Origin of the sequence: Aquisalinus luteolus (genome assembly GCF_009712425.2) — a bacterium.
Lineage (GTDB): Bacteria > Pseudomonadota > Alphaproteobacteria > Caulobacterales > Parvularculaceae > Aquisalinus > Aquisalinus luteolus.
The window spans coordinates 935,211-958,034 of the sequence record NZ_VCJR02000002.1; the positions used below are offsets into that span (position 1 = coordinate 935,211).

Genomic DNA, 22,824 nt, shown 5'->3' on the forward strand with positions numbered 1-22,824 from the left:
GGTTTGCGTTATAAACCAAAATGCTAAACATTAAGCCGGAACATGGTCTTGCGAGGGAGTGCAGGGCCGCCAGCCAGCGACGGGCACAAGAAAAAGAATCGCTTCCGGGCAGGAGGTGAGACAGGGGAGAGCCATGAGACAGCAACTGATCACATTTGCCATGCTGGCGCTCTGCGTTGCGGTCTACGTACCGCAGGACGCTGCCGGGCGAGAAGGGGAGGTTTTCAAGGCACCGCGCACGCAGCTGACCGTAGAACAGCTACAAGGCACCGAGCTCTTGCCGATGATAGATATGAGTTTCTTCGCCGAGCCTGACTGGGCCACGGGCGAGCCTGCAGCCTTCACAGGAACGCTCATTCTGTCCGGCGCGCCGCTGGAGATGAGGGAGCCGGTCGAGCGGGACGTCTATCAGGGCGAGCATATCTTCCCCGCGGTCCGGATTGGCTTCGTGCCCCATGACGGCCAGCTGATCCCGCGCGAGACAGGCATCATCGATACAAGGGAATGGAGCGACAGCTTCTGGGACGTCATTGTCGGCACGGGTGCCTATTGGCGGGAGGAGGGCGATGATGGCTGGAGCCGGGCCTCTTTCCCGGTCCATCTTGTCGACCGCTATATCGGGCAGGTGCGCAATTGCGTAGGCACATTCGTCTATGACGAGCAGGAAGTGAGTAATGTCGCCGTCCAGTGCAGCCAGGAAAGCGCTGACGTCAACGCCGAGCAATTGTCGAATATCCGCGCCATGGTACCAGCGGATTACGAGCGCGGTGCTTGGCACACTGCCGCCTCGATCATCAGCCTGCATGAGCAACGCGTGGCGAACCGGTTTCCCGTTGCGCCGCTGAGCGAAATCGATGCGGACGGCAAGATCTCCGCCTATTTCGACAAGCGGATCTGGACTGAGGCGCCGACGTCGCTCGGGGCGGTCTATATGGATGGCACGCTCTATGCCCACCCGCCGGTGACGCGGCACGGGGTTTATCCTTACCCGGATGAAATGCGCTACGGCGTCTATTCGACGACCAAGAGCATGGCGGGGGCGCTGGCCATGTTCTATTTCGCCGAGCGCTATGGCGAGGAGATATTCGACGCGCTGATTACCGACTACGTGCCGGGGCTGGCTGACGCAAATGACTGGCAGGGAGTAACCTTTTCCCACGCGCTGAACATGGCAACCGGCACCCCCGTCGGAGAAGAGGCCACGATGCTGTTAGAGCCGCTGATCCTGGCCGACACGGCGGAAGAGGCCATCGCCAATATTGCGGGACTGGGCGCGTGGCCGGAGGGGCCGGGCGAAAAATTCACATACGGATCGACCAATACTTTCGTTCTTTCCTACGCTTTGCAGAACTATGTCGAAGAGCGGGAAGGACCGGGCGTGCCCTACTGGGATCTCGTGCACAAGAATGTACTGGTCCCGATCGGTGCCGATGACTTCGACCTGCTCCGTACCCGAGGCGATGAAGGCACATCGCGTATCCCGTCGCTTGCCTATGGCGCCTTCCCGACGCGGGACAATGCGGCGAAGATTGCTGCGCTGATCGCCGATGAAGGCGAGTTTGAAGGTCGTCAGCTGCTCAACCGAAACAAGATCCGCGAGGCGCTGGGCCGCACGAACTGGCAAGGCTACCCGACCCCTGAATTCTGGTCGAAGCGCTATCGCCATTCCCTCTGGGAGACGCCGGTGCAGGCGGGGCTTTTCTGCCGCATCGATGTGCCGTTCATGCTCGGTTATGGCGCAAACCACACGCTGTTCCTGCCGAGCGGCATCGTCGTCTTCCGCTATATGGACGAGCAGAACATGGACATCAAACCGCTGGTGCGCGCGGTCGAAGCGGTAAGGTCATCCTGCGGTTAGATAGCACCCGAAAGCTGACGCCGATTGGTGCTCACGCCTGTATCACGCGCTTGTCATGGCCAAGGTCAGGATACAATGTGCCTTTGGCGTGTTCTTTCATTTCATGAAAATGATAGGAGCACGCATGTCTATGAAAATCCTCACCGTTTCTGTTGCCGCCACCATTGCCATCTCTGGTGCCGCGATTGCAGATGATGACAGATATCCTACGTCTACAGAGCTTGCCGCGATCGAGCAGGTGCTGACGGAAAATGGATATGTTAGCTGGGAAGAGGTCGAGTTCGACGATGGCCTCTGGGAGGTCGACGATGCCAGGGACGCTACCCGGGCAGAATTCGATATCAAGATTAATCCTGACACATATGAAATAGTCTCGACGGTACGTGAGGACTAAGCATTCTGATAATGCCTCTTTGACCTGAGGGTGCCGGGCCCTGTCCGCTCCCTCTTGGGCAGGAGGGAGATGGTGGGCAGGTAGGACAGGGCCCGGCTGTCGATGGAGGGGCAGCCCATACGGGTAGACCCGCCCCGATGGGCAGGGGGCAGGCGGAGACTAGGCTGTCAGCCCGCCATCGACATTGATCGTTGCGCCGGTGATGTAGGTAGCGTCCGGTCCGGCAAGGAAGGCCGCAAGACCTGAGATTTCCTCAGGTTTTGCGTAACGGCCGAGGGGCACCATTGACGTCATGCCGGCGGCGAATTCACCGTCTGCGGGGTTCATGTCTGTGTCGACCGGCCCCGGCTGGATGACGTTGACGAGGATGTTGCGGGTGGCGAGATCGCGGGCCCAGCCCTTGGCGAGACCGGCAACGGCGTGTTTGGTCGCCGTGTAGATGCTGCTGCCAGCGAAAATAGACGTCTCCCCGTTCACCGAGCCGATAATGATGATCCGCCCGCCATCCTTCAGATGGTCGACCGCGGCGGTGGTGACGACGTGCACGCCATCGACGTTGACGGCAAACTGTCGGCGCAGCTCGTCATATGTTGCTTCATTGACCGGAGCGATGCCGAAGACACCGGCATTGTTGACGACGATATCCACCTTGCCCAGGGCTTCCACGGCGATGGAGACGGCATCGGCCGCTTCCTGGGGGTTGCCGGCGTCTGCCTTGATCGGCAAGGCGGTAACGCCGAGCGCCTCGATTTCGCTGGCGAGGGCATCGGCCTGCTCTTTCGAGGATTGATAGGTGAAGGCAACATTGGCGCCTTCGGCGGCGTAGCGGCGGACGATGGCCGCGCCAATACCGCGCGTGCCGCCGGTGACGAGGGCATTCTTGCCTTTGAGGGAAGTGGACATTCGGGTCTCTCCTGTTGTGATTGCCCGAGAGGGCGCCCGGGATGGGGCGGCTTCTTCATCGAAGCTGACGGACAGGTGGGGAGACATTTCAATATTTCAAGATAGTCGAACAGTTGAAATTTTCTAACGATCACACCATATTTCCTGACATGAGCAGAATGATGCATCCCAGAACCGAGGACCTGACTTTGGCTACCGTGCTGTACGCGCTGGGCGATCCCGTACGCCTGCAGATTGTCCGGTCCCTTCAATGCGGCGCTGAAAGCTGCTGTGGTGCGCTTCTGGAGGGAGAAGACGTGCCCAAGAGCACCCAGTCCCATCATATGCGCATCCTGCGCGAGGCGGGTATCATCCGCTCTCGCAAGGAGGGCCGTCAGTACATGAATTGCCTGCGGCGGGACGACCTGAACCAGCGCTTTCCCGGCCTGCTGGATGCCGTGCTTACTGTGCCGCACTAGAGCCAATTGCCCCCCGAACAGAGGATTGTGATTTATGGCGCCAGAGAGAAGAGTGGTGCTCTGGACGCTACGCGCGTATCCTGAGAGAATAATATGGGGAGAGCCATGAAACGTCTTTCAATGATAACGCTTGCCTGTGCGGCGAGCGCCAGCCTGCTGAGCGCCGCTACGGCGCAGGCGCAGCAAGATCCGTGTACCGCCATGGTCGGTGTCGGCGGTGACTGGGTCATGCAGCCTTTCGGCTTTGATGAGGCCGGTGTGTCGACCTTCATATTCGCCAAATCCTTCGCCGAGAATTATACTCAAAACGGGCTGAAGATCGCTCCGTCCGAGAAGAAAGTCCTGGGGTCGCCGGATGCTGGTGAAACCTATCTCACGTTGTTGATGCAGGGGCGGCTCAATCCGGCGAACAAGGTCGACATAAGCTGGGAGTCAGCCTCAATCCAGATCAGCAATATCGTCTCTGCTGCCGATGGCACCAAACCGCAGATCGCCTGGATGTCGGACAAGGATGATTACGCCTATTTGATGGACGGCAACAAACAGCTGGCCATGACCGATGCCAACCTGGTTGTCACCGTCGTGCAGAGCGGTATTGGCCCGTTCATGGATGCCGTCGCCGAGGGCCGGGGCGAAATCCGGTTCTGCCATGGCGAGAGAAGCGATTACTCGACCTGCCTGTCCATGCCGGTTGGCGATGATGCGGCAAAGGCGGCCGTCGAGGCGGCTACGCAGACCCTCCGTACACGCAGCACACAATATCGCGAGAGCGGTTCCTGCCAGTGACGTGTGCGGGGCATCTGTAACACTGAGAAAAAAATGGGGGACAAGATGATCAAGATAATTTTGCTAACGGTAGCGGGTATCGCTGCCACAATCAGTGCGGGCTTGCCTGCCATGGCGCAGGATAGCTGCATGGCGGGTGACGTGGTCGGTAATGGCTGGAGCCTGCGGGTGCTTTCGGTGAACGATGACGGCAAGGCCAGCTTCAACCTGTCAACCGGTTTGCCTGACAGCATGGTCAAGGAGAACGGATTGAAGCTGACCGATGCAGAAAAGGCCGACAGCGATTACACGGGGCTCAGTTTCAATGGCCGCTATGAACCCGGGCAGGGAACAAGCTGGTCAGGCTTCGTCTTTGCCTATGGCGATGTCGAAGGGGCTGATGGTACGCCGGTTTCTTCCAGTGATCTGATCGCCAAACTCTATGTCGGACGGGAATATCACGGCGAAGGGTCGGTCTATAATATGGGCGCTGGCATGCAGGGCTTCTTCCAGGGCGACAAATATCCCGCCGGCCTTGCAGAAGGGTTCATCGAGGAGGGTGTCCAGATCGATTTTTTCATGTGCAAGAAGGACAGTAGCGAGTGTCTGAGCACGTCCGTGCGGTTGACCACGCCGTCAAATGCGCTGACAGAAGCGGGCGATATCATGAAAGCCCGCTCTGAAAAGAAAGTGGCGACAGGCAGCTGCAGCTGATCGCGCTTACCCCTGCGGCGCGGTAGCAAGCTGGGACGCGAGAACCTTCCATTCGCCGTCGCGCCAGATCCATGTGTCGGTATACAGCATGCGCACATCGGCGCGCTGGCCACGCCCCGGGCTGACGAAAACGCCGGACAGGATCGCCGTGTCGCCATCGATGGTGATGGTGCGATTTTCCGTATAGTGAGAAACCTCGTCAGCCTCGCGCCCTTCCATGTTCATCCCGTTGATCAGGTCTTCGCGCGTGTCGCGGCGGCCATTGGGGAAAGTGATGGTGAAGCCTTCGGCAAGGATATCGTCCATGCGGGTGCCGTCAGCATCCCCGTAGGAAGCAAGCCAGACTGTCTCGCGCTGGCCGAGCAGGGCGCGGTGGTCTTCCTCGCTCAGACCTGAGGCGCTGCTGCCCTGATCGTTACAGGCGGCGAGCATGGCGATGAGGCCGAAAATGGCGGCTAGACGAAACATGGCGGGTCCTCCCTCGGATTTATGCTGACCATGATGTGGCCCGCAGATGGTACGAGGCAAGCGCCAGCATAGTTGCCGGCAGCGGTGCGGGAATAAACGCCTAGTTCAGCGCCTCTATGATGCCCTTGAAGAAGGCAGCGCCATCGGTGCCGCCTAGGACCGGGCTGATCACCCGTTCCGGGTGGGGCATCATGCCGAGCACATTGCCCTTGTCATTGACGATGCCGGCGATGTTGCGGGCCGAGCCATTGGGGTTCGCCACATAACGGAAGACGACGCGGCCTTCGCCCTCCAGCCGGTCGAGGGTTTCCTCGTCGGCCTCGTAATTGCCGTCATGGTGGGCGACGGGGAAGTCGACATAAGACTTGCCCTTCAGCCCGCCGGTGAATTTCGTGTCGTCATTGACGACCTGAAGCGTCTGCATACCACAGACAAAGTCCAGCCCCGCATTGCGCATCAGCGCGCCCGGCAGAAGCTGCGCCTCGGTCAGCACCTGGAAGCCGTTGCATACGCCCAGCAGCGGCACACCGGCCTCTGCCTTCCTGATTACATCGGCCATGATCGGCGAGCGGGCCGCCATGGCGCCGGAGCGCAGATAGTCGCCATAGGAAAAGCCGCCGGGCAGCACGATGAAATCGACATCGGGCACTTCCGCTTCGCCATGCCAGACCATATGCGGCGCGGTGCCCGTTGCCTGTTCCAGCGCGGTGGCGGCGTCGCGGTCGCAATTTGAGGCGGGAAATACGATGACGGCGGTCTTCATGGGGCAGGTCTTTCAGGCGGCGAATGAGATTATCGCCACGACACGCCGGTCATGGCTTCCGACATGGCCCATAGCCGACGCCCGGCCTCCTCGTCCAGTGCCTGTGGCTTTATTTCCGCGCGATCGACCCGCCCGCCCAGCTTCTGGAACCCGGTCGGCCCGTAATAGCCCTGTTCCGGCCCGAGTGGCTCTGCCTCCTTCGCTGCAGCGGCGAGCACAGTCGGGATCGCCCCGCGCGAGGCAGTCTGCGCGAACAGGGTCAGGAACGGCATCATCGCAAGGCGCATCATCTGTGATGGCCCTGTGACGGCGATATTGGTGTCGGAAACACCCGGGTGACAGGCATGGGAGGTTGCCTTGCTGCCATTGATCGTCAGCCGGCGCTGCAGCTCGATCGCGAACATCAGATTGGCGAGCTTTGACTGGGCATAGGCACGCATGGGGGAGTACTGGTTTTCGGCGTTCGGATCTTCGAAATCTATCTGCCGCGCCCGTTCGGCGGCGATGGAAGATATGGTGACGAACCGCCCGCCGCTCGCCTCGACCAGGTCGCTGAGATGCGCCGAGAGGGCGAAGTGACCCAAATGATTGGTGCCGAAATGCATTTCGAACCCGTCCTTCGTCAGGGTCCGTTCGGGCACCATCATGATACCGGCATTGTTGATCAACGCGTCGATGCGGTCATGCTCGCTGCGCACTTTCTGTGCAGCCGCGGCAACGCTCGCCAGGTCGGCGAGGTCGCATTCGATGGCGGAGTAGTCGCAATTGGCAGGAGAGGTGCGTCTCAGGTCCTCGATGGCCTCATTGGCGCGGGGCAGGGAGCGGCAAAGCAGGACCACCGTGGCACAGCGCCGGCCCAGCATGCGGGCCGCCTCCAGGCCGATACCACTATTGCCGCCGGTAATGACGAAGACCTTGCCGTTCTGGTCTGGCAGGGAGCCGGGAGTCCAGCCATGCTTGGCCCAATTGTCGCCATTGGGTCCCTTGCCGGTAAATTGCCTGCGTGGTGGTGCCATGTCTCCCTCGTCGATCCCGCTCGTGTTACCCACATGGTTATTGCAACCGGCGATTTCCAGAGTTGCCGGATATCGTGCGGAATCACTTGCGTGGAGAGTGTCAGATTTTCGCATCCCTGTTTTTAATCCATCGCAAGATTTCCGGAAATCCTGCATAATGGTGCAAGGGCTTTCATCAGGATAAATATCATGTTCGGCAGGCTTTTCGGACGTAAGGGTGGCAAGAATTCATCGGGCGATGGCCTCGACGGGCAGGCAGCGATAGATGCGGTCAGGCCCGCCCTTGAAAAGGTCTACACGCCGCTGAAGCGCACCGCCTTTGTGCCTGTTGTCGAGACTGGCGGGGACCCGGCCCGCATCAGCAAGTTCAATGGCGGCAGTGCGCTGTTGCTCGCGGGTGAGGACTGGCCCTGTTGTCCTGACTGCTCGACACCGTTCAGCCTGTTCGTTCAGCTGGAGCTGGACCGGGTGCCGGAGCCTTTGCAGGGCACGTTCGGGCCGGGTGTTCTCCAGCTCTTCTATTGCGGCAATTACGACTGCCCGAATACCGATGACTGGGAACCGTTCGACTTCAGGAAGAAAACGCTGCGTATCCTGCCGCCGGAGGCTTCAGTGGTGATGAACGATAATCCGCATACGGCGGAGACGAAATATCTCATCGGGTGGGAGGAGCGCGACGACTATCCAGCGGGTGAAGAAAACGATGCGCCGGATATCCGGATCAGTGGCCGGTGGGATCAGCCGGGCACGCTCAGCATCCCGTCCATCGGCTATGAGGCGCCGCTGCTGTCCTCCGCCATCAAATACAATGTCGATACGACCTTCCTGCCGGTCGATGGCGAGAAAATGGGCGGCTGGCCCTATTGGGTGCAGGGGGCGGAATACCCCCATTGCCCGGCATGCGGGCAGACGATGCAGATGGTCTTCCAGATCGATTCAGAAAAGCTGATCGACTACATGTTCGGCGATGTCGGCGTCGGGCACATCATGCAATGCCCTGACCACAAGGACAGCCTCGGCTTCGGCTGGGCCTGTCACTAGAATTCAAGCGCTCAGTTCGATTGTGTAGTTTTCCATGACCGGGTTGGCGAGCAGCTTCTTGCACATAGCCTCGACCTGTTCGCGGGCTTTCGCCTCGTCGGTCTCGTTGACCTGCAGCTCGATCACCTTGCCCTGGCGAACCTCGCCGACTTCGTCGAAGCCGAGACCGTGCAGCGCGCCTTCAATGGCCTTGCCCTGTGGGTCGAGAACGCCGTTCTTGAGGGTGATGTGGACTTTCGCTTTCATGGCCGGGCCTTGATTGTTTGAGTGAGTGTCTTGAGTGAACAGTGGCTTTCGGGCGTCTTAGCGGATGTTTCCCGGCATGCCTAGGGGCAAGCGCCGCATGTTGCCATTCCCGCCTGCTGCCTGCGATTGTGACGACCGGCGGGCAATGTTAGGCATGACAGACGGCCACAAAGCGGAGGATTTCCTGTGTCGATGACCCCAAGCCTTTACCGTCGTCTGATCCCGGCCTTTAGCGCCAGCCTGTTTGCCGCCATCGTCCTCGTGGCCTGCGGCAGCGAACCGCCGGAAGACGCGCCAACGATGGCGCCGGTCGATGAAGCCACGTGTGACGCGGGCATGATCGGGCGTTTCGACAGTGGCGCGGACCTGTTCATCGCCCAGTTCGATGCAAGGCCCGATGTCGACGACCTGCACGCCATCGCCGCCGTTGCCACCGTGCTGGCGGACGACGCGTTTGCCTGTGTCGACCATCTGGCCGTCGCCGGGGCCTATGGCCGGCAGGGCGGGCTGTATATTCCCGCGCCCGAGCTCTTCGATCTCGCCTTTGGCGATCACTGGATCGAAGCCCATGACCGCCATCAGGACGCCGCGGCAGAGCTGGCGGCCCTGATTGTGGACCGCCTGCAGGCGGGCGGGGATATCTGGATCGCCGAGGCCGGCCAGTCCGACCTGACGGCGGCAACGATCCGTGCGGCGCGGGAGATCGCCCCGGAGCTGGACTTTGCGGCCCGCGTCCATCTCGTTCAGCATTCCAGCTGGAACGAGAGCCAGACCGACGTTGATGCGCTCGGTTATGTCAGGGAGCATACGGACTATATCCGCATCCCCGATGGCAATGCAGGCGGCAATGGCAGCCCCGGTTTTCGTACGGAGGGCGGTGCGCTGTGGCCGATGATGCTGGCCGACGAAGACGTTGGCGCGATCTGGGCCGAGGCAAAACGCCTTGCCGATGCCAACAACGAAAAGGCAGGCTATGATAATCCCGCGATCGGGGCAGGCGGGTTCGACTTTTCCGACGTGTCGGAAACGGCCTATATTTTCGGCTTCGAGGACATGGCCGATGTCGAGGCATTCGCACAGCGGTTCATAGCAGCAGAGTAAGGGGCGGGGACAAGTCATGACGATGGAGCAATACGAGCTGGCCTTCCGGCTGATCAATCTGGGCGTGATGCCCGGTTGGCTGTTACTGGCGCTTGCGCCCAGATGGTCCGGCACGCGGATCGTCGTGCACGGATCGATCCTGATCCTCATCTTCTGTGCGCTCTATGTCACCTGGCTCGGCTGGGCGCTGGTCGGTGGCGAGAACAACCCGGAAGGCTCGATGGGGTCGCTCTCCGGTGTCATGGCGTTGTTCGCGCACCCGATGGGCATCCTCGTTGGCTGGACCCATTATCTTGCCTTCGATCTGTTCGTCGGTGCGTGGATCGGGCGCGATGCCATCCGCCGCGATGTCAGCCACTGGCTGGTCGTCCCCAGCCTGTTCCTTACCCTGATGTTCGGCCCTGTGGGTCTCGCGCTCTACCTGATCCTGCGCGCCGTCACCGGCAAGGGCGGGCTGGCGCTGGAGGAGGGAGCTGCCTCAGGCAAACCCTGACGCAATCCATATCGTGGCGCAGGCGACCGTGATAGCGAGCGCGTCTTCCAGCAGGGCTGCGGGCAAATCCTTGCCAAAAAGGCTGGCGCAGGTGGCGCGGCCCCCGTGACACAGATAGGTTCCGGCAAACGCGCCGAATGCCCCGGCGATCAGGCCAACGAAGATCAGCGACAGCGCGATGCCTAGAGCGGCTCCGGTGAGTGCGCCCGACACGATCCGCGCGATCAGCGCGCCCTTTTGCAGACGGCTGGGCGCGGAGGGCAGCTTGTCCCCGACCAGCTCGAACAGGGCAAGGCCGGTCAACGGCACCACCGCCCACCAGGTGCCTAGAAAGCCGAGCGCGGTTCCTTCAAGCGGCAGCCAGCCAATCACGGCGGCCCAGCTGACAAGAACAGGCGGGGTGAAGGTGCGCGCGCCAGCGGCGATGCCGAGAAGCGCGGCGCATGAAATCAGTACAATCAGTGTCATGCAGGTCTAATGGGCCTTGGGCACAATAGTTCCTGCTGAGAGGGTGGGGATGGATTATCCGCTTAAGGATCAATCCTCGTCGTTGTTCGACACCAGCACGGGGCCTGTCGTGTCCGACGTTTCCTCATTGTCGCGGATGATGCCGAGGCGGCGGGCAACCTCGCGATAGGCGTCGGTCAGGCCGCCGAGATCCTTGCGGAAGCGGTCCTTGTCCATGCTCTCGCCGGTCGAGGCGTCCCACAGGCGGCAGCTGTCCGGCGAGATTTCGTCGGCGAGCACGATACGCACCATATCGCCTTCATACTGGCGGCCGAACTCGACCTTGAAGTCGACAAGGCGGATGCCGACGCCAGCGAACATGCCGCACAGGAAGTCGTTGATGCGCAGGGAATAGGCCATGATGTCGTCCATCTCCTGCGGGCTGGCCCAGTTGAAGGCGGTGATCATGTCCTCGGAGACTGGCGGGTCGCCCAGCTCGTCGCTCTTCAGGCAGAACTCGACGATCGAGCGGGGCAGCTGCTCGCCATCCTTCAGGCCATAGCGCTTGGCCAGCGACCCGGCGGCGACATTGCGCACGATCACTTCCAGCGGCACGATCTCGACTTGGCGGATCAACTGCTCGCGCATGTTGAGGCGGCGGATGAAATGGGTCGGGATGCCGATCTGCTCCAGCCCGAGCATGACGAATTCGGAGATGCGGTTGTTGAGCACGCCCTTGCCGTCGATGATGGCATGTTTGGCACCGTTGCCGGCGGTGGCGTCATCCTTGAAATACTGGATCATCGTGCCCGGCTCGGGGCCTTCATACAGGATCTTGGCCTTGCCTTCGTAAATCTGCTTGCGACGCGCCATCTCGGTGCTCCTTCAGGGCCAGCCGGCGGCGGTCTATCGCGCTCTTGATGGCTGGCGGATCGTCAAAAAACCAACGTCTGCACCGGTGGAATCAGTCCCGTGGGGGCAGAGACCTGCGTTAGCACGGGGGCGCGGGCAGCGCAAAGGGTTCGTTTCCCCCGCAAGCTTCTGCCAAAACCCGGCACAAAGGGGTTTGAAACCGGGGCCAAGACAGCATAGATCAAGGGCAACAACTATGTCCAGAAGAGGTGAGGCCCATGAGCACGTTCGATGATCGCGAAGACCGTTTCGAGCAGGAGTACAAGCACAACGCAGAAGTGCAGTTCAAGGTCGAGGCGCGGCGCAACAAGCTGCTCGGCCTGTGGGCGGCGGAAAAGCTGGGCATGGCCCCGGCGGATGCGGCTGAATACGCCAAGGAGGTTGTGATGGCCGATCTCGACGAGCCGGGCGAGGAAGACGTGTTCCGCAAGGTCCGCGCCGATCTCGACAATGCCTCCACGAAAGTATCCGACGCGGAAATCCGCGAGCAGATGGCGAGCCTGATGCACATCGCCAAGGAACAGATCCGCAAGGGGGAGTAGGTGGCACGCCTGTTCCCCGGGCTAATCCCGGAGAGTTAAATCGATCACAGCCTCCGCAGGGGCATGCGGAGGCTGTTTCTTTTCGTCGACGGATTTTATCCGGCGGGATATTCGTCGAGGTCGAGCTCGACCGCGAATACATAATCGCTGCGCATTGCGTCGCTGCCGTTTTCGAGCGGCAGGAATTCGAATTGCTCCGCGAAGCCGAGCACTGTCGTGTTCATACAGGGGATGGAGGATCGCACGATCCGCGCATCGCTGACGCTGCCATCGGCCCGGATGTCGATCGAGACGACAACCTGTTCTGCCAATGGATAGTCGAGGTCTGCGGTGATGCAGTCCGCTGGATAGCCGATTTTGGGGCTAACGACCGGCGTCAGGTATTTCTGGTCGAGCTCCGCGGCAGGTGCTGCACCGGTCAGCGCCGCCGCGACGGCAGTCCCCGTGGCGGACAGGGCAAGCCCCGCCGCTACGATCAGGCCAAGGGCGGGTTTGCCTGCCCTCGGGGCCCGGTTTAGGATATTCATTACTCTCATTTTGGCACTCCTTTCTTCGCTCAAGGTGAGAGCCGCGGACGGGCATGGCACTGCCCGTTCGCGGATACGCGACAACTGGTTGATCAGCAGGCCTGCATAATCCTTGCGCTGCTGCGGTGTGCTGTGTTCGAGGATATCCGCATCAACGGCTAGTTCCGCTGACAGGCGCCAGCCGCCCACCAGCGCCTTCAGCGGCAGGTTGATCCAGAGAAGCGCACAGATCGCTTCCAGCGCCAGCGTTACCTCAGGATCGAAGCGGGCGAGATGGCGGCGCTCATGGGCCAGCAGGAAATCACGCTGGGGCGACCCGAAACCCGCTGGCAGGATGATCGCCCGGAACGGCCAGGGCGTTGCGACCGGTGCGACGGGGATGGACGTCTCGATCACCGGCTGTCTGTGACGAGCCGCAATGCGCCAGTAATGCGAATGGGCAAACAGCAGCCGGAAAATCATGAGCGCTGCAATCGCTGCGTATATCGAGAATAAGGCAGGGAAGAGCCATCCGGAATCAGACTCGCCAATATTGCTCTGTATAGGGAGCGTGGCGATATCAGGCAGTTTCGCCATGACCGTGATAGTGGTCACCGTTTCCTGTGGCAGGGTGGCGCCCAGCGGCACGGGTAGCAGGCAGACCGCAATCAGGCACAGCCAGATGCGCGGCCATGCGGCCAACCTGTCGGGCAGAGTCCGGGCAACCAGCCAGATTAGCCCGGACCAGAGCGTCATCAGGGCGAGGGCGGTGACGATGGCCTGGCTCATGGTTCAGAATCCTCCTCAAGCAGCTTGCGAACCCGCTCCAGCTCGTCGTCGTCAAGGAGCTGGCTGCCGGTGAAGGTCGACATGGATACAGGCCGGTCCAGCTCCATGACGCGGGAGAGGAAATCCCGGGTCAGGTTGGCGAGTGTACGGGTCTTTTCGACGGCGGGGATATAATGCGCGACGCCATCCTTGCGCTCCATCGCCAGCAGCCCCTTGTCGACCATGCGCTGGACCGTGGTGCGCGAGGAGGAGAGCGACCAGTTGAGCTGGGCGAAGCACGCTTCGTGAAGGGCCCGCATCGGCAACGCACCCTGTTTCCAGAGGACCTTGAGAACGACAAGCTCGGTATTGCTGGGTTTGAGGTCATGTGACATAAGTCACATGATGTGACAGATGTCACATCAAGTCAACCCCGAAACCGAAAAGGTGCACCGCTTCGGCGATGCACCTTTTCTTTTTGCTGCCGGCGTTCTGCGGTGGTTCACAGGAGGGGCGACCGGCAGTGGAGCTATTGGCTTGCTAGCGGCAGACCTCTAGCGGCAGACCGGCCAGTCGGGATTGCCGTTCATCGTGCAGTGGGCCGTGCGGTAGCGGGCCTTGGTCTGGGCCGAGGCTTCCGCCGCGCTGAGTACCGGTTTCGACGGCGAGGAGGAAGAATAGCTGCTCGACGACGATGACGGCATGCTGGAGCCGTATTGCGCGCGATAGCGGGCATCGGCTGCGCCGGCGGTGTTCGTGCCTTCGCCGAACGTGCCCTCCAGCCCCGTGCCGCGGGCGGCCATTTCACGGTCTGCCGCACCGCGCACCGGCCCGGACGGGAACCAGTAGGCGACGACATAAAGGTCCTGGGTCGAGATATCGGACATGCGACCGGCATTGGAAGCGGCGGTGACGGCCTTTGCGACCATGTCGGTGCTGCCATAGGTGTAGATCGCCGTGTTGACAGCCTGTCCATATGCGCCGGAGCCGATGAGGCTGTTCATGGTCGCGTTCATCTCGGCCATGCGCTGTTCATAGGCGGCGACTTCTTCCATCCAGCCTGACAGGCTCTTGGCGTAATCGCAGCTTGCCTCGAGGCCGAGGGTGCAGGCCTTTTCATAGGAGCGCAGGGCGAAGTCGTAATCCTCGATCGAGACATAGATGCCGCCGAGATTGCTGCAGCTCTGGGCCTGATCGAAAGAACAGCCGATATTGGTATAGGTCAGGGATTTCTCGGCGTTGAAGGTCGGCGCGTCGGGGTTGCCGTAGATCACCTCGGCGAAGTAGCAGCCATAGGCCTGCCAGTCGATCTCGCAGGATTTCTCGGCGACCGGCCCGCCGAGTTCATGGTCGATCAGCTCAGGATATTTGTTTTCCGATCCGTCGAACAGGGCGCCCGCGCCCCATTTGCAGGCATAGGTCGAGCCGGCATTGCAGCCCTCGACGATCAGCGTCTTGATGCGGGCGGCATCGCGCGGGCTTTGCGCAAGCAAGGCGCCGAGGCCCCAGTTGCAGCCATCCTCATGGCCCATCTTGCAGGCGCGTTCGTAATAGGTCGTGGCTTTCACATCATCCTCGACGATGTTGCCTTCGCCGCGCGAGGTGAGGTAGCCGCTGGTCGAGCACCCGTCCGGGATGCCCATATCGCAGGCTTTCAGGAAGAAGGTGACGGCCTTCTGCTTGTCTTCGGCCACGCCGGACCCCTGGGCATATTCAGCGCCGGTATAGAAGCAGGCTTCGGCATCGCCGCCATTGCAGGCGGCCTCGGACTGGCTCTGGGCGACAGCAGGCGTGAAGACGGATCCGGCGAACAGGGTGATGCCGGCAAGCGCGGCGGTGAGGATGGACTTGAACATGTGACTACTCTTTCTCCCGTGCCCGAGGGCACCTCTTGAATACCGCGCGGACGGGCGGCAGCGAGAAAGGTGTAAGTCTTTTCAGGTGTTTGCGCTCTCCCCCGTTCGGGGGAAAGAGCGCGGTAATCAGGTCGCTCAGTCTGGTCTTTCGGGGCGGCCATGCTTGCGCAGGATCTCGTTGATCCGGTCATCGCGCTGTTCCTGGCGGCGTCGGGCCGTGGCGCGGTCGGCAGCGGCGAGGGTCGTGTCTATTTTCTCGTGGTGGAAGCGGAAGAGGTCGCGCCTGAGGGCGAGTTGCTGGCGCTTGATCTGCAGGCGGAGGGATTCGGGAAGAGTGGCGGGGATGGTTTTGCGCGGTGATCTGCGGGGCATGGGGGTTCCTTTCGGTGGGTGTTTCACCGGTCAGGATTAGTCAAGGATGGAACCGCTTCGCGGCGCGGGCTTTGCCCGCGTCCTTGACAAATCCTGACCGGTGAAACGATTGCTCACCAAGCCTGTAAGGCAGACCCTGCCTTACAGGCTTGGTTTGACAACTAACTGCACCTATATCGCCGCGAGCCAGATGACTGCGAGCGTTCAACAAATCGAGGGAGCCCGTGTGTAGCGGCCATTGCCTCTATAATAATAAAATGACTGGCATAGCTCTCGCTACACACGGCGGCGATCGATGCGGGGCCAAATTGCATAGCTCTCCCGCCTGCAGGCTACTGCAGGACGCCGTTCCGCCGGACGATGCAAAGCTGTACACACCCTCAATTGCCGGCAGAAACCTGATACACCGATGCTCCGTGCAGGTCACACTTTGCGGTCAGCGCCTCTGCCGGATCCTCACCCGGCTTGGGGAGGAGCATAAGCGGGTCAGAGAGGGCGGGGATAAGTTTCCCTCATCCAAAATCAGCAGGCTGATTTTGACCTCTCCCACAGGGAGAGGTGGGCATCAAACAAAGTTCGAGTTACTTGCCTTACCTCTCCCCTTGGGAAAGGTCGAAAGCCCGGTGGGCTTTCGGGTGAGGGCCTAGGCGTCGACCGACCGTGCTTCTAGGTCCAGTTTCTTCATCGCCTTTTGAAGTTTTTCGAAGGCGCGGACCTCGATCTGGCGAACGCGTTCGCGACTGACGTTGAACTCGGCTGACAGCTCTTCCAGCGTCTTCGGGTTTTCGGTCAGGCGGCGCTCGGTCAGGATTTTCTGCTCGCGCTCGTTGAGATCGGCCATGGCCTGTTCCAGCAGGCCCATGCGCATCTCGAACTCGTCGGACTGGACGAGTTTCGTCTCGGCGGAGACGGCGTCCTCGTCGATCAGCCAGTCCTGCCATTCGGACGAGCCTTCGGCATCGTTGCGCATCGGCGCGTTCAGGGAGTTGTCGCCGCCGGACATGCGCCTGTTCATGGAGACGACCTCGTCCTCGGTGACGCCGAGCTTGGTGGCGATGTGCTCGACTTCCTCCGGCTTCATGTCGCCATCATCGACAGCGTCGATCTGGCCCTTGATCTTGCGCAGGTTGAAGAACAGCTTCTTCTGGGCGGCGGTGGTGCCGATTTTGACGAGTGACCACGAGCGCAGGATATATTCCTGGATCGAGGCGCGGATCCACCACATCGCATAGGTCGACAGGCGGAAGCCTTTTTCAGGGTCGAATTTCTTGACCGCCTGCATCAGGCCGACATTGCCCTCGGAGATAACCTCGCCCACAGGCAGGCCATAGCCGCGATAGCCCATGGCGATCTTGGCAACGAGCCGCAGGTGAGAGGTGATCAGTTTCTGCGCCGCGTCCGGGTCAGTATGCTCCTTGAACCGCTTGGCGAGCATGTATTCCTCATCCTTTTCCAGCATCGGAAACTTGCGAATTTCGGAAAGATAGCGCGACAGGCCGCCTTCAGGCGACAGGGCGGCACCACTGGTCGTGGTCAGTGCATTGGCCATGAAATTTTATCCTCGTCTAGACACGAGGCACAAAGATACACCCGCGCCCCAAATACCTCTTTTTACAAATGGGACATGATTGCCTCATTTGAAGAGGCATTGATGATTTTCCTGTTCACGAACGGCGGAAAAGTGCCGTGAGTTCGACAATTCCGGCCTTTGAGCATCGTATATGGCACAATTGGGACACAAACGCCCATAGAGTGTGTTTGTATGGTATCCCGATAGACGGGACGTGCCCGCAAATGGTTCAATGCGGGCCAGACAAGTTTGGGAGTACAAGATGGCAAGACGTTTCCGGCAGGTATTGCTGACATCCGGGTGCATTTTGATGGCGAGCCTTGTGGCTGGCTGCGGCGGCGGTGGGGGCGGTGGCTCTTCCTCCGGCGGCGGCACCGGCACCGGTGGCGGCGGTTCTGGCGGTGGCGGCGGTGGCAGCGGTTCTGCCAGCCCGACCTATACGCCGGGCGTGTTCGAGCCATCATCCAACTTCGTCGATCGCTGCGCCATGCCGCGCCCGGGCACGTCCGACAGGTCGGGTTCGATCGTGCTGGAGAATTTCTGGCTGCGCTCGTGGAGCAACGAGCTGTATCTCTGGTATGACGAGATCCAGGATCGCAACCCTTACAATTACAACGACAATCTGGACTATTTCGAGCTTCTGAAGACCAACGAGCTGACACCCTCCGGCGCGCCCAAGGACCAGTTCCACTTCACCTACGATACCGCAGAATACCAGCAGCTGGTCAATTCCGGTGCCGAAGTGCAGTACGGCGCTGAATTCGTCATCCTGCGCGGTGCGCCGCCGCGGGATATCCGCATCGCCTTCGTGCAGGCCGGCTCACCGGCAGCGAATGCCGGGCTTGCCCGCGGCACCCGCATCCTGGCGATTGATGGCGTCGATGTCGCCAATGGCAGTGACGTCGATACGCTGAACGATGGCCTGTTCCCGTCTAACGCAGGCGAATCCCACACCTTCCGTGTGCGTGACCTCGGCAGCAGCACCGAGCGCAATGTCACGCTGACGGCGCAAACCGTCGCAGTGAACCCGGTGCAGCAATCGAGCGTGCTCGACGTCAATGGCGACAAGGTCGGCTATCTGCACCTGACGACATTTGGTGTCGTGACAGCGGAAGAGCAGCTGATCGATGCGATGACCCAGTTCTCGAATGAAGGTGTCACCGATCTTGTCGTGGACCTGCGCTATAATGGCGGCGGTTTCCTCGATATCTCGGCAGAGCTCGGCTACATGATTGCCGGGCCGGACCAGATCGGCAACGCGTTCTATGAAGAACTGGTCTTCAACGACAAATATCCGAATACGAACCCGGTGACGGGCGAGGCACTGACGCCGACACCGTTCCATTCGACGTCCCAGGGTTTCTCTGTCAACCAGGGCCAGCCGTTGCCGGACTTAGATCTTGAGCGGGTCTATTTCCTGTCCCAGAGCGGTACCTGTTCGGCCAGTGAATCCGTCATCAACGCCCTGCGCGGTATCGATGTGGAAGTGGTGCTGGTCGGCGGCACGACCTGCGGCAAGCCCTATGGCTTCTATGGTACGGATAATTGCGGTACGACCTATTTCTCGATCCAGTTCCGCGGCGAGAACGCCAAGGGCTTTGGCGATTATGCCGACGGGTTCATCCCCGTCACCGGCACGCCGACGCGGCAATCAGAAATCCAGGGCTGTGTAGTGGGGGATGATTTCGGTCACCTGCTCGGCGATCCGGACGAAGCGATGCTGCGCGCGGCGCTGAACTATCGCGCGACCGGCTCGTGCAGCGGCGTGGCAACGACGATGAGTGCCTCCGCCCGTCTCGCGCCGCAGACCGTTGAAGACCCGCAGCTGTTCATGGCTGGCAGCGATCGCTACAACACGCTCGATCCGAACTCGCTCTATGCCTCCGAGGCCGTGCGCGAGCGCCTGCGCCGCAATCTCGTGCGGGACATGACGCTGAACCGGCCGCTGAGTGATGCGGATATAGAGAGCCTTCGCAAGGAGGAACTGGAGTGACGGGTCGGCTGATCGGGCGTAGCAAGATAGCCGGGGCAGGGCTGCTTGTCCTGTCAGGCCTTGCCGCCTGTGCAGGAACGGGCAAGCCGGTGCCGGCTGTGCTCGTTTCTCCGGACGCGGATGATATTGCGGAGGTCAAGCGCGCGGCAGAGGCGCTGACCGGTGCCACTGGGGTGACCCTGTCAGGCGATGTGCTGACCGCCAGTCCGGAACTGGTGCTCGACCGGCAGTTCCCGCGCTCGATCGAGGGTAACCCTGCTGGTGGGCGCATCATGGAAAAGCCGCCGCGCCTGACGCTGGTGATGAAGGGTGAGCAATGCATTCTCGTCTATGAAGACAAGGACAAGAGGGAGACGCTCTCCGGCGTGACCTGCGAGCCGTTCGAAGGCTGAGTGCTTTTCCGGCGCCCGGCTACAACTTCCTGAAGCTCTCAAGCAGCCTGGCGAAATCCTCCGGCGGGTCGGTTTCGAAGAACATTTCCTCGTCCGTGATCGGGTGGATGAAGCCAAGCTGGCGCGCATGCAGCGCCTGGCGGCGGAACGAGCCGAGCACTGCTATTGCCGCATCGCTTGCCGGTGTGCCGGGTTTGAGCCCCGCAACGCCAGTGCGGCCATAAACCGGGTCACCGAGCAGGGGATGGCCGATATGGGCCATATGGGCGCGGATCTGGTGGGTGCGGCCCGTCTCCAGCCGGCATTCGACCAGCGAAGCGATGGAATCGCCCTCGATCTTCGCAAGCCCGGTGCCGAATTTTTCCAGCATCTTGTAGTGGGTGATGGCATGACGCGCGCTGGAATGTTCCTCCTCGTCGACGATGCTCATCTTCTTGCGGTCTGCCCCGGCGCGGGCAAGCGCGGCATCTATCGTGCCGACACCGGGCCGTGGCGCGCCATGGACGATGGCGTGATAGACGCGCTCTATGTCGTGGACGGAGAATTGCTCGCGCAGGCCGTGATGGGCCTTGTCATGCTTGGCAACGACCATGACGCCCGACGTGTCCTTGTCGAGCCGGTGGACGATGCCGGGGCGCGCGACGCCGCCGATACCGGATAATGTATCGCCACAATGATGCAGCAGCGCGTTGACCAGCGTGCCTGACCAGTTGCCCGCTGCAGGATGAACCACCATGCCGGCGGCCTTGTCGATGACGATGAGATGTTCGTCTTCATACAGCACGGTGAGATGGATATCCTCAGGCTTTGGTATTGCGTCCTCGATGGGCGGAGGGGTGAGCGTGTAGGTCTCGCCCTCGCGGATTTTCCAAGACGCGTTGGTGAAGGTCTCGCCGTCCTTTTGCAGCGCTTCATCCTTTTCGATCAGGGACTTGATGCGGGCGCGCGACAGCTCCGGCAGGTGCAGGACGAGCCATTTGTCGAGGCGCATCTTTGCCTCCACATCGCTGACCCTCAGGGTCACCGGGTCACCGCCGTCATTGCCATCGGCCTCTATGGACTTGTTGTCTGCGCTGGTTTTCGTCATAAGCACTGCCTGACCGGTTGTCCCGAGCCTGTCAACAATTTCAAGGATTTCGCATGACCGAGGAAAACAAGCAGTCCCATACCACAGCATTGCCGCCGCAGTCAGGCGCGGCAAGCGGTCAATCAGGACAGCAACCGGGCGAAGACGTGCCCGTGGATAATCTGCTCGGCCTGAAGCTGCTCGTCGTCTCGATGGGTGTGCTGCTGGTCGTTGCGGCCATCACCTTCGTCATCCTGCTTGTCCTGAAATCGAACGAACCGGAAGCGACAGAAGAGACTGCGCCAGCGCAGGTCGCGAGCACGACCGTGGCTGGTGACGATGTGCCTTCCGTGCAGTTGATCCTGCAGCCCGGCGAGGAAATCGTCGACATGGTTCTCGATGAGAACAGCCTCGCGCTGCACCTGCAAAGTTCCCAAGGGGAACGGATTTTGATCATTGATCCCTATACGTCCGATCACAGGTCCGTGATCGAAATCGAGCGGGACTGAATCATTACCGGCAGATAACACTATTGTAACGAGAAAAGCGCTGGGCTGCCCTTTTTTATCTGCTTTCACGCGCCATCTATTGATCAAGGCAGACGGAGCAATTCCGCCTGCTGGCGGGGTGCCGGAAATATCCCCTCGTTCCCCCTCGACGGCACCCCGCACCCTTTATCTCCGAAAATGTAATCCTGTCATTTCTGTCAACCAAGGCACTGTGCGTGCTCTTGCGGGTTGATTATCGAGCAAACTCGCTTTAAAAAACAAAGTGAGTGGCGCCGAACCGGCGCATGCAGCAGGAGCCGCTTCATGACAGCCGAGAGCGAAACACGAAAAGCAGCCAGACCCGGCGATAGCGCCAGTATGGGCAGCGCGCAGGACGACCTTGCCTATATCAAGGCCATCGCCGAGGAAGGGCGCAACACGCCGCTGATCGGTGGACGTAACTTCCTCATCTGGGGCGGCCTTGTCGGCACCACAGCCCTGCTCGTTTTCCTGATGGAAGTTCAGGTCATTCCCTATTTCAGCCAGATGATCCTGTGGACGGGAACGCTGGTGCTCGGTTGGATCATAAGCTTCATCATCAACGGCAAATCACACGAGCGCCCCGGGGCGTCGTCCCTGAGCAACCGGACGGTCAACGCTGCGTGGCTTGCCTGCGGGATCTTCGTGACCGTCTACTGGCTGTCCATTGTCGCGGCGATGCTGTTGGTGCAAGAGGGCGGATACCCTGTCCGTTTCCTGTTTGCGACCATGTTCCCGGTCGCGTTTGGCCTTTATGGCCTTGCATTCTTTGCAACCGCCGTCGTCGCGCATCAGCCATGGTATCGCTGGATATCCGTCGCTTCCTGGGCCATTGCCTGCTTCTTGCTGCTCAGCCTGTCGATCTGGCCGGATGCTTACATGCTCGTGGCGGCGATAGGCACCTATGCCGTTGTACTGCTGCCGGGCTACGTCATGGTTCGGAACGAGCCGAGCGACATCGTGTAAGCGGGGCGGTCAGAGAAGTCAGGAAACGTCAGTGGCGAACGATACAGATCATGAAAGCTACGACTACCGCGAGATCGACGATGTCATCCACGGGCGTGTCCGCCTCGCCCTGATGGCGTTCCTGTCCGGCGCAGGCTCGGCCGATTTCACCGACCTGAAAAAGCGCATCGGCGTGACCGACGGCAACCTGTCGATCCATATCAAGAAGCTGGAGGAGGCGGGCTATGTGCGCGTGACCAAGCGCTTCAACAACAAGCGCCCGCAGACGATCTGTCACCTGACCGATGCCGGCCGCAAGGCGTGGATCGCCTATATCGCCCGCATGGAAGCGCTGCTGAACCCGCCAGCGGCTGAGTAGGCTATTTCTTGCGGCGATTGAGCAGGAAGACGACGAGCCAGACCGGCACGACGATCACCGCGCCGAAGATCACATAGTTCAGGATCGTGCTGATCGTGCCCCAGCCGATAGAGAACAGGGCCGAGAAGAAATCCTTCACGCCATCGACGATGCCCCGCCAGAAATCCAGCGGCGCCATGCCGATCAGGTCCAGCAGTACACCGGCAAGGAAACTCGCCAGAACGAGGAAAAGGACAGTGCGCAGGATGTTGCCATAGCCGCGCTTCTCACCGGTCTTTTGGCTGGCGGTGCCTGTTTTCTTGTCGGTATCGCTCATGACTTTCTGCCCT

At 60.7% G+C, this 22,824-nt stretch carries 28 protein-coding genes; 14 read left to right on the top strand and 14 right to left on the bottom strand.

Annotation, left to right across the window (positions count from 1 at the left end; all coding sequences use genetic code 11):
- Positions 1 to 133 precede the first annotated feature (133 nt).
- Complete coding sequence (locus FF098_RS13055; RefSeq protein ID WP_155141167.1) at positions 134 to 1,858, top strand: serine hydrolase; 1,725 nt, start codon at positions 134 to 136, stop codon at positions 1,856 to 1,858.
- A gap of 124 nt (positions 1,859 to 1,982) precedes the next feature.
- Positions 1,983 to 2,252, top strand: a complete 270-nt coding sequence (locus FF098_RS13060) for a PepSY domain-containing protein (protein WP_155141169.1) — start codon at positions 1,983 to 1,985, stop codon at positions 2,250 to 2,252.
- Between the two features lie 159 nt (positions 2,253 to 2,411).
- Here the strand turns inward: FF098_RS13060 and FF098_RS13065 are convergent, their stop codons facing one another.
- Positions 2,412 to 3,155 (bottom strand): SDR family NAD(P)-dependent oxidoreductase, encoded by a 744-nt coding sequence (locus FF098_RS13065; protein ID WP_155141171.1) that lies wholly within the window; start codon positions 3,153 to 3,155, stop codon positions 2,412 to 2,414.
- A gap of 149 nt (positions 3,156 to 3,304) precedes the next feature.
- On the opposite strand from FF098_RS13065, the gene FF098_RS13070 reads away from it, so the two are divergent.
- The 3 genes from FF098_RS13070 to FF098_RS13080 all read left to right on the top strand — a co-directional run bounded on the left by FF098_RS13070 (position 3,305) and on the right by FF098_RS13080 (position 5,092).
- Positions 3,305 to 3,613: an ArsR/SmtB family transcription factor gene (locus tag FF098_RS13070; RefSeq protein ID WP_155141173.1), complete on the top strand. Its 309-nt coding sequence runs from the start codon at positions 3,305 to 3,307 to the stop codon at positions 3,611 to 3,613.
- 105 nt (positions 3,614 to 3,718) lie between these two features.
- The gene (locus tag FF098_RS13075) at positions 3,719 to 4,399 is read left to right on the top strand and encodes a hypothetical protein (RefSeq protein ID WP_155141175.1); all 681 of its coding nucleotides are present in this window, start codon (positions 3,719 to 3,721) and stop codon (positions 4,397 to 4,399) included.
- A gap of 45 nt (positions 4,400 to 4,444) precedes the next feature.
- Entirely contained in the window at positions 4,445 to 5,092 is a 648-nt protein-coding gene (locus tag FF098_RS13080) for a hypothetical protein (RefSeq protein ID WP_155141177.1), read from the top strand.
- 6 nt (positions 5,093 to 5,098) lie between these two features.
- Here the strand turns inward: FF098_RS13080 and FF098_RS13085 are convergent, their stop codons facing one another.
- The 3 genes from FF098_RS13085 to FF098_RS13095 all read right to left on the bottom strand — a co-directional run bounded on the left by FF098_RS13085 (position 5,099) and on the right by FF098_RS13095 (position 7,339).
- Positions 5,099 to 5,560: a nuclear transport factor 2 family protein gene (locus FF098_RS13085; RefSeq protein ID WP_155141180.1), complete on the bottom strand. Its 462-nt coding sequence runs from the start codon at positions 5,558 to 5,560 to the stop codon at positions 5,099 to 5,101.
- Positions 5,561 to 5,660: 100 nt separating this feature from the next.
- Positions 5,661 to 6,323 (bottom strand): phosphoribosylformylglycinamidine synthase subunit PurQ, encoded by a 663-nt coding sequence (gene purQ / locus FF098_RS13090; protein WP_155141182.1) that lies wholly within the window; start codon positions 6,321 to 6,323, stop codon positions 5,661 to 5,663.
- A 29-nt stretch (positions 6,324 to 6,352) separates the two neighbouring features.
- Positions 6,353 to 7,339 (bottom strand): oxidoreductase, encoded by a 987-nt coding sequence (locus tag FF098_RS13095; RefSeq protein WP_155141184.1) that lies wholly within the window; start codon positions 7,337 to 7,339, stop codon positions 6,353 to 6,355.
- Positions 7,340 to 7,528: 189 nt separating this feature from the next.
- Between FF098_RS13095 and FF098_RS13100 the strand changes: the two genes are divergently transcribed.
- Positions 7,529 to 8,380, top strand: a complete 852-nt coding sequence (locus tag FF098_RS13100) for a DUF1963 domain-containing protein (RefSeq protein WP_155141186.1) — start codon at positions 7,529 to 7,531, stop codon at positions 8,378 to 8,380.
- Positions 8,381 to 8,383: 3 nt separating this feature from the next.
- Here the strand turns inward: FF098_RS13100 and purS are convergent, their stop codons facing one another.
- Positions 8,384 to 8,626: a phosphoribosylformylglycinamidine synthase subunit PurS gene (gene purS / locus FF098_RS13105; RefSeq protein ID WP_155141188.1), complete on the bottom strand. Its 243-nt coding sequence runs from the start codon at positions 8,624 to 8,626 to the stop codon at positions 8,384 to 8,386.
- Between the two features lie 192 nt (positions 8,627 to 8,818).
- On the opposite strand from purS, the gene FF098_RS13110 reads away from it, so the two are divergent.
- Both FF098_RS13110 and FF098_RS13115 read left to right on the top strand, forming a co-directional pair.
- The gene (locus tag FF098_RS13110; protein WP_155141191.1) at positions 8,819 to 9,727 is read left to right on the top strand and encodes a hypothetical protein; all 909 of its coding nucleotides are present in this window, start codon (positions 8,819 to 8,821) and stop codon (positions 9,725 to 9,727) included.
- Positions 9,728 to 9,743: 16 nt separating this feature from the next.
- A complete protein-coding gene (locus FF098_RS13115; RefSeq protein ID WP_205967500.1) occupies positions 9,744 to 10,220 on the top strand; it encodes an ABA4-like family protein in 477 nt (158 codons plus the stop codon).
- Here FF098_RS13115 and FF098_RS13120 read toward each other — a convergent pair.
- Both FF098_RS13120 and purC read right to left on the bottom strand, forming a co-directional pair.
- A complete protein-coding gene (locus tag FF098_RS13120; protein ID WP_155141193.1) occupies positions 10,206 to 10,688 on the bottom strand; it encodes a DUF4126 family protein in 483 nt (160 codons plus the stop codon). The genes FF098_RS13115 and FF098_RS13120 overlap by 15 nt on opposite strands.
- Before the next feature lie 69 nt (positions 10,689 to 10,757).
- The gene (gene purC, locus FF098_RS13125) at positions 10,758 to 11,540 is read right to left on the bottom strand and encodes a phosphoribosylaminoimidazolesuccinocarboxamide synthase (RefSeq protein ID WP_155141195.1); all 783 of its coding nucleotides are present in this window, start codon (positions 11,538 to 11,540) and stop codon (positions 10,758 to 10,760) included.
- A 257-nt stretch (positions 11,541 to 11,797) separates the two neighbouring features.
- Between purC and FF098_RS13130 the strand changes: the two genes are divergently transcribed.
- Complete coding sequence (locus tag FF098_RS13130) at positions 11,798 to 12,121, top strand: DUF1476 domain-containing protein (protein ID WP_155141197.1); 324 nt, start codon at positions 11,798 to 11,800, stop codon at positions 12,119 to 12,121.
- A 95-nt stretch (positions 12,122 to 12,216) separates the two neighbouring features.
- On the opposite strand, the gene FF098_RS13135 is transcribed toward FF098_RS13130, so the two are convergent.
- The 5 genes from FF098_RS13135 to rpoH form a co-directional block, all read right to left on the bottom strand.
- Positions 12,217 to 13,416, bottom strand: coding sequence for a M56 family metallopeptidase (locus FF098_RS13135; protein ID WP_155141199.1), 1,200 nt, complete (start codon positions 13,414 to 13,416; stop codon positions 12,217 to 12,219).
- Positions 13,413 to 13,790 (bottom strand): BlaI/MecI/CopY family transcriptional regulator, encoded by a 378-nt coding sequence (locus tag FF098_RS13140; protein ID WP_155141201.1) that lies wholly within the window; start codon positions 13,788 to 13,790, stop codon positions 13,413 to 13,415. The genes FF098_RS13135 and FF098_RS13140 overlap by 4 nt, the downstream gene beginning before the upstream one ends.
- A 159-nt stretch (positions 13,791 to 13,949) precedes the next feature.
- Positions 13,950 to 15,251, bottom strand: a complete 1,302-nt coding sequence (locus tag FF098_RS13145) for an SEL1-like repeat protein (RefSeq protein WP_155141203.1) — start codon at positions 15,249 to 15,251, stop codon at positions 13,950 to 13,952.
- Between the two features lie 135 nt (positions 15,252 to 15,386).
- A complete protein-coding gene (locus tag FF098_RS13150) occupies positions 15,387 to 15,623 on the bottom strand; it encodes a hypothetical protein (RefSeq protein ID WP_155141205.1) in 237 nt (78 codons plus the stop codon).
- Between the two features lie 643 nt (positions 15,624 to 16,266).
- Entirely contained in the window at positions 16,267 to 17,172 is a 906-nt protein-coding gene (gene rpoH / locus FF098_RS13155) for an RNA polymerase sigma factor RpoH (RefSeq protein WP_155141207.1), read from the bottom strand.
- Between the two features lie 283 nt (positions 17,173 to 17,455).
- Between rpoH and FF098_RS13160 the strand changes: the two genes are divergently transcribed.
- Together FF098_RS13160 and FF098_RS13165 are read left to right on the top strand one after the other, a co-directional pair.
- Positions 17,456 to 19,186, top strand: a complete 1,731-nt coding sequence (locus FF098_RS13160; RefSeq protein ID WP_155141209.1) for a S41 family peptidase — start codon at positions 17,456 to 17,458, stop codon at positions 19,184 to 19,186.
- Complete coding sequence (locus tag FF098_RS13165; protein WP_155141211.1) at positions 19,183 to 19,578, top strand: hypothetical protein; 396 nt, start codon at positions 19,183 to 19,185, stop codon at positions 19,576 to 19,578. The genes FF098_RS13160 and FF098_RS13165 overlap by 4 nt, the downstream gene beginning before the upstream one ends.
- Positions 19,579 to 19,597: 19 nt before the next feature.
- Here the strand turns inward: FF098_RS13165 and FF098_RS13170 are convergent, their stop codons facing one another.
- Positions 19,598 to 20,665, bottom strand: a complete 1,068-nt coding sequence (locus FF098_RS13170; protein WP_155141213.1) for an RluA family pseudouridine synthase — start codon at positions 20,663 to 20,665, stop codon at positions 19,598 to 19,600.
- Positions 20,666 to 20,718: 53 nt separating this feature from the next.
- On the opposite strand from FF098_RS13170, the gene FF098_RS13175 reads away from it, so the two are divergent.
- The 3 genes from FF098_RS13175 (at position 20,719) to FF098_RS17865 (ending at position 22,495) form a co-directional block, all read left to right on the top strand.
- Positions 20,719 to 21,153: a hypothetical protein gene (locus FF098_RS13175; RefSeq protein ID WP_155141215.1), complete on the top strand. Its 435-nt coding sequence runs from the start codon at positions 20,719 to 20,721 to the stop codon at positions 21,151 to 21,153.
- A gap of 303 nt (positions 21,154 to 21,456) precedes the next feature.
- A complete protein-coding gene (locus tag FF098_RS13180) occupies positions 21,457 to 22,137 on the top strand; it encodes a hypothetical protein (RefSeq protein ID WP_155141217.1) in 681 nt (226 codons plus the stop codon).
- Between the two features lie 31 nt (positions 22,138 to 22,168).
- The gene (locus FF098_RS17865; protein ID WP_205967501.1) at positions 22,169 to 22,495 is read left to right on the top strand and encodes a winged helix-turn-helix domain-containing protein; all 327 of its coding nucleotides are present in this window, start codon (positions 22,169 to 22,171) and stop codon (positions 22,493 to 22,495) included.
- Position 22,496: 1 nt separating this feature from the next.
- On the opposite strand, the gene FF098_RS13190 is transcribed toward FF098_RS17865, so the two are convergent.
- Positions 22,497 to 22,811, bottom strand: a complete 315-nt coding sequence (locus tag FF098_RS13190) for a DUF6460 domain-containing protein (RefSeq protein ID WP_155141221.1) — start codon at positions 22,809 to 22,811, stop codon at positions 22,497 to 22,499.
- Positions 22,812 to 22,824: the final 13 nt, after the last annotated feature.

Coding starts and splice junctions, on each gene's coding strand:
- FF098_RS13055 (WP_155141167.1), top strand. CDS start 134: ATGAGACAGCAACTGATCACATTTGCCATGCTGGCGCTCTGCGTTGCG.
- FF098_RS13060 (WP_155141169.1), top strand. CDS start 1,983: ATGTCTATGAAAATCCTCACCGTTTCTGTTGCCGCCACCATTGCCATC.
- FF098_RS13065 (WP_155141171.1), bottom strand. CDS start 3,155: ATGTCCACTTCCCTCAAAGGCAAGAATGCCCTCGTCACCGGCGGCACG.
- FF098_RS13070 (WP_155141173.1), top strand. CDS start 3,305: ATGAGCAGAATGATGCATCCCAGAACCGAGGACCTGACTTTGGCTACC.
- FF098_RS13075 (WP_155141175.1), top strand. CDS start 3,719: ATGAAACGTCTTTCAATGATAACGCTTGCCTGTGCGGCGAGCGCCAGC.
- FF098_RS13080 (WP_155141177.1), top strand. CDS start 4,445: ATGATCAAGATAATTTTGCTAACGGTAGCGGGTATCGCTGCCACAATC.
- FF098_RS13085 (WP_155141180.1), bottom strand. CDS start 5,560: ATGTTTCGTCTAGCCGCCATTTTCGGCCTCATCGCCATGCTCGCCGCC.
- purQ (WP_155141182.1), bottom strand. CDS start 6,323: ATGAAGACCGCCGTCATCGTATTTCCCGCCTCAAATTGCGACCGCGAC.
- FF098_RS13095 (WP_155141184.1), bottom strand. CDS start 7,339: ATGGCACCACCACGCAGGCAATTTACCGGCAAGGGACCCAATGGCGAC.
- FF098_RS13100 (WP_155141186.1), top strand. CDS start 7,529: ATGTTCGGCAGGCTTTTCGGACGTAAGGGTGGCAAGAATTCATCGGGC.
- purS (WP_155141188.1), bottom strand. CDS start 8,626: ATGAAAGCGAAAGTCCACATCACCCTCAAGAACGGCGTTCTCGACCCA.
- FF098_RS13110 (WP_155141191.1), top strand. CDS start 8,819: ATGACCCCAAGCCTTTACCGTCGTCTGATCCCGGCCTTTAGCGCCAGC.
- FF098_RS13115 (WP_205967500.1), top strand. CDS start 9,744: ATGACGATGGAGCAATACGAGCTGGCCTTCCGGCTGATCAATCTGGGC.
- FF098_RS13120 (WP_155141193.1), bottom strand. CDS start 10,688: ATGACACTGATTGTACTGATTTCATGCGCCGCGCTTCTCGGCATCGCC.
- purC (WP_155141195.1), bottom strand. CDS start 11,540: ATGGCGCGTCGCAAGCAGATTTACGAAGGCAAGGCCAAGATCCTGTAT.
- FF098_RS13130 (WP_155141197.1), top strand. CDS start 11,798: ATGAGCACGTTCGATGATCGCGAAGACCGTTTCGAGCAGGAGTACAAG.
- FF098_RS13135 (WP_155141199.1), bottom strand. CDS start 13,416: ATGAGCCAGGCCATCGTCACCGCCCTCGCCCTGATGACGCTCTGGTCC.
- FF098_RS13140 (WP_155141201.1), bottom strand. CDS start 13,790: ATGTCACATGACCTCAAACCCAGCAATACCGAGCTTGTCGTTCTCAAG.
- FF098_RS13145 (WP_155141203.1), bottom strand. CDS start 15,251: ATGTTCAAGTCCATCCTCACCGCCGCGCTTGCCGGCATCACCCTGTTC.
- FF098_RS13150 (WP_155141205.1), bottom strand. CDS start 15,623: ATGCCCCGCAGATCACCGCGCAAAACCATCCCCGCCACTCTTCCCGAA.
- rpoH (WP_155141207.1), bottom strand. CDS start 17,172: ATGGCCAATGCACTGACCACGACCAGTGGTGCCGCCCTGTCGCCTGAA.
- FF098_RS13160 (WP_155141209.1), top strand. CDS start 17,456: ATGGCAAGACGTTTCCGGCAGGTATTGCTGACATCCGGGTGCATTTTG.
- FF098_RS13170 (WP_155141213.1), bottom strand. CDS start 20,665: ATGACGAAAACCAGCGCAGACAACAAGTCCATAGAGGCCGATGGCAAT.
- FF098_RS13175 (WP_155141215.1), top strand. CDS start 20,719: ATGACCGAGGAAAACAAGCAGTCCCATACCACAGCATTGCCGCCGCAG.
- FF098_RS13180 (WP_155141217.1), top strand. CDS start 21,457: ATGACAGCCGAGAGCGAAACACGAAAAGCAGCCAGACCCGGCGATAGC.
- FF098_RS13190 (WP_155141221.1), bottom strand. CDS start 22,811: ATGAGCGATACCGACAAGAAAACAGGCACCGCCAGCCAAAAGACCGGT.